Raw genomic sequence first — 15,346 nt, forward strand, 5'->3', positions numbered from 1 at the left:
TTTCTGGTGGCTGGCCTTCGATGTGGCTCGGTGAATTTGGTGCTAGTACGCGCCGTGAGGCTTTAGGAGCACCCTTACGGTTTGAAGCATGATCAGCAGATCGCCGAGGAGGGACCAGTTCTCCACGTAGTAGAGATCCAGACGAATACTCTCCTTCCAGCTCAGGTCTGAACGTCCGTTCACCTGCCACAGCCCTGTTAGCCCGGGCTTGACCTTGAGCCTGCGGTGCAAAGCCTCCTCATATTCCGCAACCTCTGATGGGAGGGGCGGCCGGGGTCCGACGAGGCTCATGTCCCCCCTCAGGACGTTCCAAAGTTGCGGCAGCTCATCGAGGGAAAGGCGCCTGAGCCAATGACCTACCCGGGTCACCCTGGGATCGTTTCGCATCTTGAAGAGCAGACCGGCGCCTTCGTTGTGCCCTGCAAGTCCAACCAGCTCAGACTCGGCCGTCTGCACCATAGAGCGAAACTTGTACATCGTGAAGGTTCGTTCTCCGCACCCCACGCGCTCCTGCCGAAAGAACGCCGGTCCAGGGCTGTCCATGACGACCAGGACTGCCAAAATGACGAAGACAGGAGCCAGTATCACAAGGGCGCAGCTGGAGAGCACCACATCAACGATGCGCTTAACCACGTGCTTGCAGCCCCTGTACCGGGGCAGCTGCACATGAAAGAGGGATAGACCCGGGGCCGGGCAGGCATTGATTCGGTTTGCCGCTATGGTTGTGGGCCCGCTGGCAAGAATGAGGTGAACGCCGGTTTTTTCCAGGCTCCACGCCAAATCCCGTACAAATTCGTTGCCTCCGGGGACCGGGCCCGCGACGAAGACGATATCTGGCTCAGTGGCATCCAGAAACGGAGCCAACGATTTCACATCGGTGACCACGGGAACCTGCTGTCCGTCGACCACCATTGGGCCGTTGGCGTTCCGGGAGACGAGGGCTGCGCCGACGATGAGATACGGGCTCGCGGGCTTCGTTCGAATTTTTCCCATCATCTCCTCCACCTCGTTCCTCTCGCCGAGAACCACCACTCGGGACAGGCATCTGCCCGTGATCCTTTGCCTGGCCAGCCAGCTCCGGATCACAAAGCGGCCGCTGAGCACGCCGCCCAGCCCGAGGGCATAGGCAAGTGAAAAGAAGCCATGCTCCAAACCGTGCAGGGGCACTTCTGCGATCAAAGAGACTGCCCCAAAGGTTATGAACGAGGCACCCAGGACACGCTTGGACTCCTCAGAGGCGGATGCCGCAAGCCTCGGGTCCCGGCTTCTGTAGGCGTAGAGGCCCAGAAGCCAAAGGAGAGCGACTAAGGCGCAAGCGTAGCCGGCTAGGGGATGTGGGAAAGCTGCGGCCGCAAACCCGGTCGCTGCAGCAATGAAGCCAAGATCCGCAAGGGTGAGGATGGCGCGAAGTTTCCGTTCCCAACTACGGCCTGGGGTTCCGGTCGTGTCCCGCACTTCCTTTAACTGGAGGCCTTTGCCCAGATTCCATACGGAAGCTGCCCAGCCTTGAGCTACGCTCTCGCCAACCTTGGGAGTATTGGTGGGCATCGCTGTCATGACTAACCTTTCCCTCGAGGCGCATCGGTTCCGCTCTAGCTGGAACCAATGCCACCAACGTAGGGAGCGGGAATACGGGCGTCACGAGTAGGACCAACGCAATCGGCCACTTCCCGTACGTGAAAAATCGGCGTCGTCTACTCGCAAGCCTGAGCGGCTACTTGCTCACCGAGGCCTGCATACCCGTCTTTTTTATCCAGCCACGGGACATCGCTCAAATGCACAAAAGTCTGTTGATCGGCGCCCTCCCACGCGCCTAGCGTGACCAGATGGCGTTAGCCGAAGGACTACCAAACGGCCGGAAGGTGCTGAAATGAAACGTCGATCATCAGGGACACCGCGGAAACCTGCTCCCGGTGCACGGCCGCGAGGCAACAGCGCCCGGACAGTCACCATTGGCGCCCTTGGAGCGGTCGCGGCGGGAGCCCTCTTCGCGGGGCTGGCAGTGAGCGCACCGTCTGCTCCGTCTACACCACAGGCACCGGATTCGCAGCCTGCCGCGAGCACCGAGCTCGGGGCGGGAGTCCTTCTTGGCGGTAACGGTACCCAGACTGCGGTCAACACACCATTGGCGCCCAACGCGGCGGCGCAACAAGTGGCGCCGGCGCCCAACGCGGCAGCGCCACAACTGGCGCAGCAACAACCAGCAGCCCCAGGAGCGTCCGCTGCGCCTATCGCGGAACTTCAGCGGGCTCGGGCTGCCTTTCAAACGGCTTCGGCAAAGGCCTCGGCCCCAGGTCCCCGCCCCGACCTTGACCCTGACTCACGCCCCCCCATGCCGGACTTCACGGGTGCAGCCGTTGGCTCAGCCCTGGGCGAACTGCAGGGGAGATTCGATGAGTTCGCCCAAAACCAATGGGTTCAAACGGGTTCGGTCAAAGTCACAGGCTCTGAGCGGGTAGAAGTGGTCAAGATAGCAGGTGTTCCCACCCAACGGTTCTCCACCTGCATCGACTCAAGTGCGATTGAAATACGGGACGTAGCAGGAAGCGTTGTCCTCGCGGCTGCGCCGGCCGGGACGCGCACCGCTCTGAACATGTACGACATTCAGCAGCAGAAGGGGACATGGGTAGTGGTGGCCCATAGCTTCCCCAACTCGGCTGCGTGCTGAGCTGTCAGGAAAGGCAACATTATGAATATCCACAGCTTCCGGCCCGTGAGAAAGCACATCAAGCTCGCCGCGGCCGCGATAACGGCGGCGGTGCTCCCCATGACAGTAGTTTCGTCCCTGGCTCCGGCCGCAGCAGCGGACCAGGTCATAGTCCGTGACGGAACAACCCAGCTTCAGGCGGCAGCTTCCTGCTGGGAAATCAAGCAGACAACACCAGCCGCTCCCTCGGGGAGCTACTGGCTGCTAACCCCGCAAATGCAGGCACCTGAACAGTTCTATTGTGACCAAGAGACCGATGGCGGAGGCTGGGTCCTGATTGGCCGTGGCCGCGAGGGCTGGAAGGAGTTCTACCAGGGGGTGGGAACAACTGCGCAGGTCCGCTCCGCTGTGACAGGAACCGCCGCCTTCCAGCCGCGTCAACTTTCCTCCACCGTCATCGACGGACTCCTCAACGGGAAGTCCCCGGAACTTCTCCCTGACGGAATCCGGCTGCGCCGTGCCACCTCTACAGATGGCCTCAAGTGGCAGGAGACGAGGTTCAAAGTGACCAAGTTGCCCCGCTGGGTTTGGACAATGAGTGCTGAACGCCCCGTCAGCTCCTATACCTTCGGCGCGGGGACCTTCAGCGGTGGCTTGAACAGCAGCTTCGGTACGGACCAGAACTTGAATCGAGTGGTAACTTCCGAGGCCGCAGCGCAGCTTTACACGCAGGGATGGGCGTTTGGAAGCAACATACTTGGCTCCTCTGACGCATCCAGCTACCTTTGGTCCGCAAATGCCAGTACCGGCAACGCACGTCCCTTCACGCAGATGTATCTACGGCCCAAGCTCACCCAGGCCGACTTCACTTTTACTCCGGTTGGAGACAACGGTTACCCCGGCTATACCCAGCGCCCGTTGCCCCAGAACGGCGCTGAGTCCACAGTCTGGGGAGTCACGGGTTTGGCGAACGGACGCAGCGGGGAACTCAACACCGAGGTGCAGGACTTTGCCCAAGTGGGCAACACTATGTATGTCGCGGGAAACTTCCAGTACGTCCAGCGCAACGCGCAGGGCCTCGACAGAGTGGAACAGTCATACCTGGCCGGGTTCAATGTCGATACCGGCGAATGGCTGGGTTCTTTCCGCCCCGTGCTTAATGGCCAAGTCAAGTCCCTCGCTGTTTTGCCCAACGGCAAGCTCGTCGCCGGAGGTGAATTCAGCACGGCCAACGGCTCGCCGGCAGCAGGGATCGTAGCGTTGGACCCCACGAGCGGCGCAATCGACCCAACGTGGCGACTGCAACTCGAAAACCGCCTCACTGGCGGTGTTGTTCAAGTGCGGGGACTATCGATAAGGAACGACTGGCTGTACTTGGGAGGAGCCTTCACCCACCTGACCGGTGGTACAGCTACCAACCCAATCTACGCCCGCTCGGGCGCCAGGGTTCGTGTGTCGGACGGGACACCTGACGCGAACTGGAACCCCGCCTTCAACGGCACCGTGGCCGCAGTGGACGCAGCGGCGGACGGTCAACGGCTGTATGCGGCCGGCTACTTCACGGCCTCGAATGGTGCGGATGCCAACCGTGCGGCTGCAGTCCAAACAATTGCGGGTGCACCCTTGGCAACGCCGGCGTGGACCTGGACCCCTTCCGCTACACCGAGCTACCAGCAGGCCATCAAGGAGGTAGGCAGCAGGATCTGGTTGGGGGGCTCGCAACATAGCCTTTTCAGCTTTGACCCACAAACCTTTGCCCGGCTTTCCGGCAACATCACCAAGGCGGGCGGGGACTTCCAGCGACTTGCCACAGGAGACGGCGTCTTCTATGGGTCATGCCACTGCGGGAACTGGAATTACTCCAATGCCTTCACGTACAGCAACATCGGTACTCAGTGGACGTCCGCTGACCGTATCAACCTTGTCGGGGCCTGGGACTCCACGTCCGGGTCGTACATCCCCGACTTCAACCCAGTCATTAAGGGCCGGGCCGGCCATGGAGGCTGGGCGATGCTCGTGGACAGCCGGGGCAAGGTCTGGACCGGAGGCGATTTCGAGTCCTCCGTGACCACAAGCGGCTCCGGCCAATGGTCTGGGGGGTATGTTGTATTCGCGCCTCGTGACACCGCCGCCCCGGATACTCCGTCCGGCCTGACGGTCAACACCGATGGTGTCACGGACACGCTCACCTGGACCGCCGGGGCCGGGGACACCAGCGTCTACCACGTCATCCGCGGCGACCGCGTTATAGCCACCACCTCTCAAACCACCGCCAAGGTGCCTGCGCTCGCAGGTGGGCGCTACTCCGTCAGGGCAGCCGACGCCGCATCAAACTATTCGGCCAGCACACCCGTTGTAGTTGCACCCAAAGCGGCAACCACCCAGGAGCTGATCAAGGCCGGCTCGGACTGGAAGTACCGCTTTGCCACGGACGCCCCCGACCCTGCCTGGATAACTACGGGATTCGATGATTCCACATGGAGTTCCGGCACCGCTCCCTTAGGTTGGGGCAGCACAGGGATCGCCACGGAACTCACCTACACGGGAACGACCCGCCCATTGTCGAGCCACTACCGGAAGAGCTTTACGGTAGATGATCCGAGCAAGGTAACTGAAGTGAATATCGTGACGCGGGCGGATGACGGTGTGGTGCTCTACATGAATGGCAAAGAACTGACACGGGTCAATATGCCGACGGGGGCCATCACCAACAACACCTATGCGACGGCGGCACCCCGGACGAGTTACGCCATCTCCAATCCGGTTAAGGTGACGGTGCCGGCGTCCGCCCTGGCAGTGGGGGTCAATGTCATCACGGCTGAAGTCCACTCCGATTACAGAGCCACACCGGATCACAGCTTTGAGCTGTCGGCCACGGCGGTGTTGGCGCAGTGACCGCCCACAGCAACGCTGACAGGGGCAGGGGCTCGCGCAGGGACACTGTGGGGACGGGAGCCTTACCCCCTGTCATTGCGTTCCACCCACCACGGTCGAGGCTTTCATACGGGCAGGCTCTGGCTTTGCTTGACGGGGCCCAAAAGCCTGGCCACGGAGTTCCGGCCTATACCCGATGGGTTAACAGGCGGCTGGCGCGGTTCGCCGCGGCGGCTGCCGCAAGCCGGGGACTGTCGGCGAACGCCGTGACAATGGCCAGTGCCGCCTTTTCAGCCGCTGCCATTGTCTGCGTGGCGACGGCGCCCCGGCAGGCGTGGCTCGGCGTCCTCATCGCAGTGCTTTTGGCCATCGGATACATCCTCGATTCCGCGGACGGCCAAGTGGCACGGCTCACCGGTATGAGCAGCCTTGCGGGGGAGTGGCTGGACCACGTGGTGGACTCGGTAAGGGTGCCGGCAATCCACCTCGCAGTACTTGTGGGGATACTGCAGGCAGACATCCTGCCCAGGTGGACGATCCTGCTTCCACTGGCCTACACGCTTACCAGCGCAGGGCATTTCATGAGTCAAATCCTTGCTGAACAGCTGCGCCGGGGTCGGCTTGATGGCGACAACAGTAGCCCGAAAGCCGCGGGGACGTTGCGGTCGTGGCTGGTCCTGCCAACGGATATGGGCACCCTTTGCTGGGTGTTCATACTGTGGGGCATTCCACAAGTGTTCATTGCAGCTTATGGAAGCCTGTTCCTGGTGCAGCTGGTGGTGGTCGTCGCCTCCGTCAGGAGAAAATACCTGGCCCTCATGCCGATCCCGGTTGAGCAACGGGGACGGGGCGTGTGAGTCTGCAGGAGCAGGCAGGGCTTCAAGCAATCCGCCATCGAGGCCCCGCCGACGCTCCCCTTCCTGCTTGGCCGATGTACGTATTGCTGGCTGGGTTCCCGGTGTGGTGGAGCTTGGGTGCCGCCCCGTTTGCACCCCTGGTGGTGGCCCTGTTGATGGCCACCTTGATGGTGGTCAGGCGGCGTCTTGATCTCGTCCCCGGCGTAATGCCGTGGTTTGCCTTCCTGTTCTGGGCCGGCGGGACAGCTGTCAACCTGCCAACGGCCATCAGCGTGGTGGGCTTTGTCCAGCGCTACGGCAACCTTGTGGCCGTAGGCATCTTCATGCTGTATTACATCAACGCCCGCGAATCACTTAATCCCCGGAAGATCATCAACGGCGTTCTATTCCTTTGGGCGACTGTGGTGGTTTTGGGCCTGATTGCCACTCAGGTACCAGAGTTCCGGCTGACCACGCCGGTTGGTGCCCTACTGCCTAGAGCACTGACCTCGAATCCTCTCGTTTACGACCTGGTCTTCCCTCCCATGGCTGAAATACAGCAGCCGTGGGGGGCGCCGGAGCCGTTCGAGCGGCCGGCTGCGCCATTTCCTTTCAGTAACAGCTGGGGAGTGGCATTCGTGGTCATGACACCAGTCGCTGTCGCGTCGGTGGGCATTGTCCGGTCAAAGTGGATGCGTGCTCTGGTTCTGCTGTTGCTTGCGGCCTCGCTGATCCCCGCGCTTGCTACCGGCAATCGCGGGATGTTGATCGGAACAGCCTTGGCGGTTGTCTATGTCTTGCTGCGTATGGGAGCGCGGGGCCACTTACTTCGGGTGGCCGTTCTCGGTGTGGGGGCGGGACTGGCTTTCTTTGCCTTGGTGGCCAGCGGCCAGCTGGAGCAGATTCTCGGGCGCCAGGAGTACAGCGACAGTACCGGTGGCCGGTTGAGTATCTATACGGAAACACTGGCAGCGACCCTGGAGTCTCCGCTTATGGGGTACGGGGCACCCCGCCTCGACGAAACTATAGGCGTATCGCTGGGGACGCAAGGCTATGTCTGGCTGCTGATGTTTTCCTACGGTTTTGTGGGCTTGGGTTTGTTCGTGATCTTTCTCGCCGGCGGAATTGCCAGGACCTGGCGGGCTCCCGGCAACACGGGTCTTTGGTTGCACAGCGTCCCCGTGGCAGCTGCGGGAATTGCCAGCTTCTACAGCTTCGACGTAATGCAGATGGCGGTTGTGGCCTTGGTGATCGCCGTCCTCTTGAGGGCACGTTATATCGGTGAGGAGCTGCCGTGAACGTCCGGACTATGGTTTTAGCGACGCCTGCCCACAAGAAAGCCGGTGGCAGGCTGTTGCGGGCCGGCGCCGCAACTCTCGTGTGCGTAGCGGCCGGCGCCGTGATCGCCTTCGGCACAACACTGGTAGTGAGCAACAACCTTGGCGAAGCCGGCGCAGGTGTCTTCTTCCAGCTGATGGCCTATTTCTCCATCGCCACAGCCTTGGCAACGTTCGGTGCCGATACAGGGCTGGTGCGATCCGTGTCCGCGGCCGAGGCCCTCGGGCGGCAGCGCATCGTCGCACGCCTGCTTTTGACTGCATGCATTCCGGTGGCAGCCGCTTCCTTGTTGGTGGGCGGCCTTCTGTGGGCAGCAGTTGACCTGGACTTGTTGCCGGGAGGCGCAGACGGTTGGGTGGCGGAAGCCGTAAGGCTGGCCGTTCCTTTCCTCCCGGCCAGTGCTCTCCTTACGGCAATTTTCGGAGCCCTTCGAGGCTTCCACGCAGTGGTGACGTTCGCTGTGCTGCAGAATCTTGTGCTGCCGATATTGCGGCTTGCCGGAATCCTGCTGGTCCTGGCGTTGGGCGCAGGCCTGACTCAACTTGTGACGGCCTGGTCGGTTCCGGTTCTGGCAGCAGCCTTCCTTGCCGTCCTGGCTCTCCGCCGCGCCATGCGCCGTTCCCTCACTGGGCAACCCCGCGGGGGCCTTGATCCCTCAGGGATGGAAACTGCCCGCGGGTTCTGGTCATTTTCGGCAGCCCGCGGCGCCAGTTCCATGCTGGAGGTTCTCCTCGAATGGGTGGACGTGATTGCGGTCTTCATCCTGCTCGGCCCGGTTGCGGGCGGAGTGTATGGAGCCATCAACCGTTGCGTCCGCGTAGGGGTGATGCTGGACCACAGCGCCCGAATGGTAACTGGTCCTGTCATCAGTTCGGCCTTGGCAGTCGGCGATCTTGTCCGCGCGCGCCAGGTGTTCTCTGGAGCGACGCGACTGCTGATTCTTGGAGCGTGGCCTTTCTACCTGATCCTGATTCTTTTTGGGCCAGCAATCATGTCTATCTTCGGTGCCGGCTTTGCAGCAGGTGCCCCGGCCCTGCTCATCATCGGCCCCGCCATGCTGCTCTCGGTCTCCGCTGGTGGTGTGCAGAGCATCTTGCTCATGGGCGGGCACAGCCGGTGGCAGCTGTTGAACAAGACTTCGGCCCTCGCCGTCGCGCTGCTCTTGAATTTCACGTTGATACCGGTGTGGGGGATTGCCGGTGCTGCAACAGCCTGGGCTGCTGCCGTATTGGTGGATTGCGGCCTGGCCACCTACCAGGTGGCAACCATCATGAAGATCGTTGCGCCGTTGCGCGTCCTCTGCGTCCCCATGGCCCTGGCCTTCACGGTGTTCGGGCTGGGCGGCTTCGTTGCAGCGCTCCTGTGGGGCCAATCATTGGCCGCTCTGCTCCTCACCGTGGCCGGGGGCGGGTTTGTCTATGCTGCCGGCTTAGTCCTGCTATACCGTCGCGGACTGATCACGCTCAAGCTCTGACTCCCGCCCCACGGAGTCCGTTCTTATTCAGTCAACCGTGCAAACGCCATCGTGACCTGCCTCCATGGATGCAGGTCACGATGGCGTTTGCACAACTTGGCTATGCGGGGCGTTGGTGCTGGCCAAGCAGTTGCCCCAGACGTCGCAGCGATACCCTGCCTGCAGGGCGGTCTTGCAGGTCCTGGATGGCCCGTCCCAGGCGGAGTGCGGCCTCATGGGACCCGGAAGGCCGCGGGGCGGTGCAAAAGTCCGCCGGCCGGCAGATGGCGTGCTCAAGCTCGGCCCACAGGGACTCCTTTGTCTCTGCAATGACGGCCAGTCCCTGCCTCGCCAGCTGCCGCGAAAATTCGACCTGATGGTCGTCAACAACCTCCTTCAAATGTGCACGCCGGGGGACCGCTATGGGAATGTGGCCTGTGGCCAGTGCATCGAAAATGGAACCGGGCCCCCCTTGAACCACAACGATGCTGGCCGACGTGTAAAGATCAAGGATTTCTTGGTGGGAAACCATTGTCACCCCCTCCGCGATGTGCGGCGGATGGCTGTAGCCGTGCTGCACAAGGCAACTCGGGGGGGCGGGCTGGTGCTCCAGCCACTCATCGATCCACGAGACCAACCGGTCAAAGGGATGGTAATCCGTTCCAAGGGACACGACAGTTTCCGGCTTTTCGTGATTGGTCATAGCACTGGTCCTATGTTGATGGATTCAGGGTAGAAGCGGCGCTGCTCCTCCCATTGGATGCAAAAGAGGTCTGCCAGCGGATAGCAGAGTCTTCCGCTGAGCGTGGGAAGGTTCACCCTGTCGATGCATTCGATGAACACGGTCCTGATGCCCAGCAGCCGGGCGGCGACGAAGAATGGAACACTGACCCCCGCCCCAATGGAGACGACGACGTCAGGTTTGATGCGTCGGAGCGTGGGCACAGCAAGGCCAAGGTTGCGTATGGCGTTGGGAACGTTCCGGGTGGTTGGAAAGAATGCCCAGGTGACATCTTCGTCAGATAGTGCTTTCTCTGCATCTGCCTGCTTAAACGTGACCCAGGAGCGGTTGTGCTCTTGCCACCACTGTTGGAGGGGAACGATCTGGCCCAGGTGTCCCCCCGGCGAGGTCACAAAGAGTATCTTCACGCGCGTTCCTTCCGTTGCGTTTGGTCCTGGTCCCGGTCCGCGATCGGTGCGGTGGGGAGGGTAAGGAGTGAGCCGGCTTGCCGCTCTTCGCGCTGTTTGCCGTTGAAGGCATTTCCCAGCAGCACCCGCACCCGTATGGCGGTGCTGCCTTCCAGGTCTGCGTCCAGCTGCTGCAGGTCTTTGAGTTTGCTGCCGGAATAGGTCAGCATGACGACGGCATCCAGATGGTCGGCAAGGGCGGCGCGCCGGGCACCCGTGAGTTGCTGGTCGGTTTCGAAGAGGACCAGGTCGCGGTGTTGCCAGCCCTGCAGCGCAGATCCTGGCCACCCCTGGTCGATCTTGGCGGGATAGATGTCGGCCGGCCGAACCACTAGGACAGACAGCCCGGCGGCACGCGCCACCTCGGCCAGTCCATCAGTGAATTTCGGCGGACAGGGGGCCTTTCCAAAGGCGGACATCAGGCCGACAAGCGCCGGACCGCTTTCCCGTGCATCCAATGCTGGGGTGAGGCTCCGAAAGACCCACCTGATTCCTTCGGCGTCATCACCGTCAGTGACTTTGAGCGCGGGTGCGGAGGAGGTTTCAGCCAGCCTGTTGAGTGTCCGGACTCTTCCGTCCAGACGTTCCCGCATGAGGGCGGCCGCGATGCCCAGCAGAATTCCGCCGATCAGTCCGGCAACCAAGAAGGAAAGCGGGCTGAGGGAAGACGGCTGGGAAGGTGGATTGGCTACGCCAATGATCCGGCCTGGGCTGTCGGCCACCAGGGCGAAGTTTTGCCGTTGCTGGCTGGCTTCGGACAGCCGCTGCGCCTGTTGCTCTGTGGGGTTCGGGATCGCCGAGAGCCGGGCAATTTCTTCATTCAAGGCAGTGATGTATCCGGCTGCAAGGTCGGAGGCTCCCTTGGCACGGAACCGCAGGTAAGCTCCGGCCATGGCGTTGGCATAATCGGCGGCCTCCTGCGGGTTAGGCATCGTGACACTGACTTCCAGCACTTGGGACCCCGAGGGGGCGGCTACGTCCACCCTCTTTAGCAGGGCATTGGGAGCAGGGCCGGTTCCCAGTTCCTCGGCGGCCATTCGTGCCACTTCGTTTGATTCCAGAATGGCTCGTTCGGTATTGATGTTGATCTGTTGGTTGACAGCTGCCGTCGAGAAGGGATTCGTGGTCAGGGGCGAAACTGTCAGCGATGCCGTCGCAGTGTATTCCTGCTTCACCAGGCTACTGGCGGCTACAGATCCTGCGATGGCCAGTGCAACGGTAACCAACAGGATTAGCCACCGACGGGATACCTGTGCTGCCAGTTCTCTTAGCCGGACCGTGGCCGGGGGCACGTTACTGGGCTGTTTCATTGAGCACCTCCATGATGCTGTCATTGAGTGCCACCTCTGGTGCCCACCCGAATTCAAAATTAATGGCGGTTGTGTCTGCCCTGCCGGCGTCTGGTGGGTCGGGGGTGCTGTTGAGTTCATCCACAGGGGGAGCGCCCCGGAACCCGGCCAACGTAAAGACGCGCTGCAGGAGCGCGCCATTGGATATTCCCTGTCCGGACCCGACGTTGTAGGCAAATTCCTTTGGCTGTCCGTAGGCGAGCGCGCACAAGGCCCGGGCCACGTCCGCTGCGGAAAGGTAGTCGTAGACGGAGTCCAGCCGGGTCACCTGAAGCCGTTCCCTGCGGCCGGACCTCCACTGCTGGAGCTGGCGGCAAACGGACGGCAAAATATGCTGCACGGGCATACCTGCACCCAGAGGATTGAAGATCCTGGCCGTCACCACAGGCAGTCCAAAACTGTAGCGATATAAGCGCCCCAGGCTTTCTTCACGTACTTTGTCAACGCCGTACAGGCTGAGGGCTCCGAGGGGGCTTGACTCATGGACGGGTAGGTCAGCGTGGCGCACCGGACCATAGGCGGCGGCTGACCCGCACACCACGATGCTTCGGATACCAATGCCTGAGTTGAGTACCGTCTGCAGCAGGTTTCCCGTCATCGCCGTATTTGTAGGGATTCCACGGGCAGTCACCACGCCCGCACAGTTGATGACGACGTCGGGCCGTACTTTGGCAAGGGCGGCGGCGATGGAGGACGGCTGGAGCAGGTCAACATATTGCGTCCTGCGCGCAGTGAACCTGCAGGTTCGTGCGCCCACAAATACGTCGTCCCGATCCCCCAGCACATGGCAGACTGCCCGACCAATAAACCCTTCGGCTCCTAGCACCAGAGTCTTCACCGTGCCCCTCTCCTCGACTGACTCGAGCCTAGGAGCCGGTTGTGGGAAGGACACGAGTAGCGAAGACTCTGGTTTGGTTTATGGCTACCCGTGATGTGGGGCTGTGATACTCACTCCGGGGCCGTGACTACTTGGTACCCGGCGGCCGGGCCTGCCGGCTTCAGACTTTATGGAGTTCGGGGAATGCCGCAGAAGCCAGTAGCTCTGCCCGGCTGTTCACGCCAAGTTTTGCAAAAATCCTGTACAAGTGCCCTTCCACCGTCCGCGCGGAAAGAGAAAGCGTGCGCGCAATGTCACGGTTGGACTGTCCGCGTTGTGCCAAAGCGACGATCTCCCGTTCCCGGGTTGTCAGGCGCCCCGCCCGGGATGACTCGTAGGTGCCAAGCACATACGGGCCATCGAGCAGGGTCCTGTATTGCCGGAGCAGTGACTGGGCAGCACTGCGCCGGGGGCGGCCGGAAGGGGTATCGAGGACTGCGGCCGCCTGCTCCGCGCAGTCCACTGCCAGCAGGTGAAACCCTTCCCGCCGGGCCGCGGCCGCCGACTGCAGCAGGGCATCGGAGTCACCAGCCACCACCGCACGGGAGTAGAGCTGGAGGACGTGGGCCATTGGCCCGTCCATGGTCGATGTCAACGCCATCAGGTCGTGACCTGAGTTGACATGTCCGGTGCGCACCGCCAACGTCAGCGCGGTCCCTTGTGCCGCGCGGAATCCACTCAGTCCCGCCTGCTCCGCGAGCTCGCGGAGCTGCCGGCCGCCGTCGTCCGTTCGTTGTATAGCTGCCATGGCAGCTACCAGGTACGCTTTCCCACTGAGGAAGAGGCCAGGATCGCTGCAGGTGCCTTCCTGGGGGAAGGACTCGGTGCACTCGTCCACAAAATCTTCCTCACCGCACAGGGCAGCAGCGTAAGCCATGAATCCAAGGCCGAAGGGCAGAAGCTCAGCAAAGTGCCCGTGGCGTATCCCTTCAATCGCCGGGCGGAGTTGTTGAAGTCCCGCTTTGACGCGGCCCTGCCCAACTGCGAGGGCGCCTTGAAGGAGCTGGGCGGCGGCTCCGGAATAGATCATGTTCCTGGTGCAGCCGCGGAGGTAATCCGTGAGGCGGACTGCGGCTTCCTCCCACCGTCCGCCCAGGAGAAGGCCTTTCACGTGATGTATGTAAACAAAGTCGGATTCCATAGCGAGTTGCCGCGGATTCTCTTGGACCAAATCCAGAGCCAGCGAAGTGGCTGCGTTTCCTTTGTTGTATTGTCCCGCCCCGTTGAGCAGGTTGCCCAGCATGGTCAGGCACACCACCCGTGTTTTGATGTCGACGGCGGGCATGTTCCAGGCCATGAGGTTCAAAGCTTCCCCTAACTCCGGAGATTTTCTTTCCGCTGAATAATGGAGAACATCCACCAGGACGGTAATGGTATCCATGAGGGTATCGAGGGGGTAGGCAGCCCGAAGCCGGCTGATCCGGTCCGAGAGTCCCGTTATGGACGGAGCGAGCCTGGGCTGCTGACCAGGGTCGCTGGATGACTTGCGCAGTTGGCAGATCCACACGAGGGCCCGGACTAGCACAGGCAAATTTTCGGATTCAGCCAGGACTCGCTCCAACTGGTCCTTCGCCACGAAGCGGTGGCCCAGATGCGCGTGCGCAATCGCTGTTTCCAATAACAGCTCGTCCAGATCTTTAGACCCCTTGGCTGCAGCGGCAACGCGCAGCGTGAAACGGAAATCGAATTCCTCGTTGCCGGCACGTGCAGCCCGTACCAGCACCTGCGGCGACAGCGGTCCGCCACAGTCCAGGGCCCAGGAAACACGCCGGACCAGTTGCTCCGGAGAAACGTGATCAAGTGGTTCCCAGTATTTTGCCCGCAGCTCGAAGCTCCGGGCGGGAGAAAGTGTCCTGCGGAGTGCATCGGAGAAGACCGCGTTGGTCAGCCGCACCAGCCGGGGGCCTTCGCGGGAGATGGATACGAGTCCCTGCATCTCCAGGTTGTCCAGGTTGCTTGGAGACCCGTTGCTCTTTAGCATCTCAATGGTGACCGGCTCGGTTAAGGCTATGGCCTCAAGAAGTTCAAACTCCTCTCCAGGGCGCCGGGCCAGGCTGCCGCGCACGCGGGTCGAATACGGCTCATCGGTGCAGGGAGCCGAAGCCGAAAGCCAGATGCCATTGCGCTCGAACAGGCTTCCGTCGCCCCGTCCGTTCTGCAGCAGTGCTGTGATACATAGGGGATTGCCCCCGGACATATCCGCCACCATCGCACTCACGCTCTGCAAAACCTGTCCTTGAAGAACTTCCTCGCAGACAGTGTGGACTTCGTCCGGGTTTAGGGGTTCCAGATTGCATCTGTCCAGGAACCCGTCCGCCCAGAGTTCCATGAATTCCGCCGGCATCGATGACCGGGGTGAGAGGACGAGGATGCGGACGGTCTCTCCGGCAACCAGGCGTGCCAGCAGGGTCAGGGAACCGGGATCCAGCTCATGCGCGTCGTCAACGATAACTATGGGAACCCGGCCGCGTTCTGCCCGCTGGAGACGGAAGAAGCGGCTGATTTCCGAAAAAACCTGCTGCTGCGAGAGTGCCTGGCCCGACGTGGCACCGGAGAGGAAGGGCGCAAAGGCTGCGAACTCCAGCGTGGACAGGGCCGGTGTTCCGCTGATGATGAATAACGGATGCTCCCTTTCAAAGACGTTCCGGAGAGCCCGGACCAGGGTCGTCTTGCCCATTCCAGCGTCACCGAAGATGAGGCAGCCGCTGCGGTCCGTTGCCGTCAGGCTTTCAATTGCCTGCTTAATGGTGGCGGAGCGTCCTGTCAACGCAATGTTGTCCACGT

The 15,346-nt window shown here is 61.8% G+C and carries 10 protein-coding genes; 4 read left to right on the forward strand and 6 right to left on the reverse strand.

Annotation, left to right across the window (positions count from 1 at the left end; all coding sequences use genetic code 11):
- Positions 1-42: 42 nt before the first annotated feature.
- On the reverse strand, positions 43-1,557 hold the full coding sequence (locus AB0280_RS07080) for a sugar transferase (RefSeq protein WP_366366595.1): 1,515 nt from the start codon (positions 1,555-1,557) through the stop codon (positions 43-45).
- Between the two features lie 1,210 nt (positions 1,558-2,767).
- Between AB0280_RS07080 and AB0280_RS07085 the strand changes: the two genes are divergently transcribed.
- The 4 genes from AB0280_RS07085 (at position 2,768) to AB0280_RS07100 (ending at position 9,169) form a co-directional block, all read left to right on the forward strand.
- Positions 2,768-5,542, forward strand: coding sequence for a fibrinogen-like YCDxxxxGGGW domain-containing protein (locus AB0280_RS07085; RefSeq protein ID WP_366366668.1), 2,775 nt, complete (start codon positions 2,768-2,770; stop codon positions 5,540-5,542).
- Between the two features lie 245 nt (positions 5,543-5,787).
- Positions 5,788-6,378 (forward strand): CDP-alcohol phosphatidyltransferase family protein, encoded by a 591-nt coding sequence (locus tag AB0280_RS07090; RefSeq protein ID WP_366366596.1) that lies wholly within the window; start codon positions 5,788-5,790, stop codon positions 6,376-6,378.
- Positions 6,375-7,655, forward strand: a complete 1,281-nt coding sequence (locus AB0280_RS07095; RefSeq protein ID WP_366366598.1) for an O-antigen ligase family protein — start codon at positions 6,375-6,377, stop codon at positions 7,653-7,655. The genes AB0280_RS07090 and AB0280_RS07095 overlap by 4 nt, the downstream gene beginning before the upstream one ends.
- Positions 7,652-9,169 (forward strand): lipopolysaccharide biosynthesis protein, encoded by a 1,518-nt coding sequence (locus AB0280_RS07100; RefSeq protein WP_366366599.1) that lies wholly within the window; start codon positions 7,652-7,654, stop codon positions 9,167-9,169. Before AB0280_RS07095 ends, AB0280_RS07100 begins: the two co-directional genes overlap by 4 nt.
- A gap of 100 nt (positions 9,170-9,269) precedes the next feature.
- Here the strand turns inward: AB0280_RS07100 and AB0280_RS07105 are convergent, their stop codons facing one another.
- The 5 genes from AB0280_RS07105 to AB0280_RS07125 all read right to left on the reverse strand — a co-directional run bounded on the left by AB0280_RS07105 (position 9,270) and on the right by AB0280_RS07125 (position 15,344).
- Entirely contained in the window at positions 9,270-9,851 is a 582-nt protein-coding gene (locus AB0280_RS07105) for a glycosyltransferase (RefSeq protein ID WP_366366601.1), read from the reverse strand.
- A complete protein-coding gene (pssD, locus tag AB0280_RS07110) occupies positions 9,848-10,297 on the reverse strand; it encodes a PssD/Cps14F family polysaccharide biosynthesis glycosyltransferase (protein ID WP_366366602.1) in 450 nt (149 codons plus the stop codon). Before pssD ends, AB0280_RS07105 begins: the two co-directional genes overlap by 4 nt.
- Positions 10,294-11,646, reverse strand: a complete 1,353-nt coding sequence (locus AB0280_RS07115) for a YveK family protein (RefSeq protein WP_366366603.1) — start codon at positions 11,644-11,646, stop codon at positions 10,294-10,296. Before AB0280_RS07115 ends, pssD begins: the two co-directional genes overlap by 4 nt.
- Positions 11,630-12,577, reverse strand: coding sequence for an NAD-dependent epimerase/dehydratase family protein (locus tag AB0280_RS07120; protein ID WP_366366604.1), 948 nt, complete (start codon positions 12,575-12,577; stop codon positions 11,630-11,632). Before AB0280_RS07120 ends, AB0280_RS07115 begins: the two co-directional genes overlap by 17 nt.
- A gap of 106 nt (positions 12,578-12,683) precedes the next feature.
- Entirely contained in the window at positions 12,684-15,344 is a 2,661-nt protein-coding gene (locus tag AB0280_RS07125) for a helix-turn-helix transcriptional regulator (RefSeq protein ID WP_366366606.1), read from the reverse strand.
- Between the last annotated feature and the right edge of the window lie 2 nt (positions 15,345-15,346).

The organism is Pseudarthrobacter sp. 902506025, from assembly GCF_040702325.1.
Classification (GTDB): Bacteria; Actinomycetota; Actinomycetes; order Actinomycetales; family Micrococcaceae; genus Arthrobacter.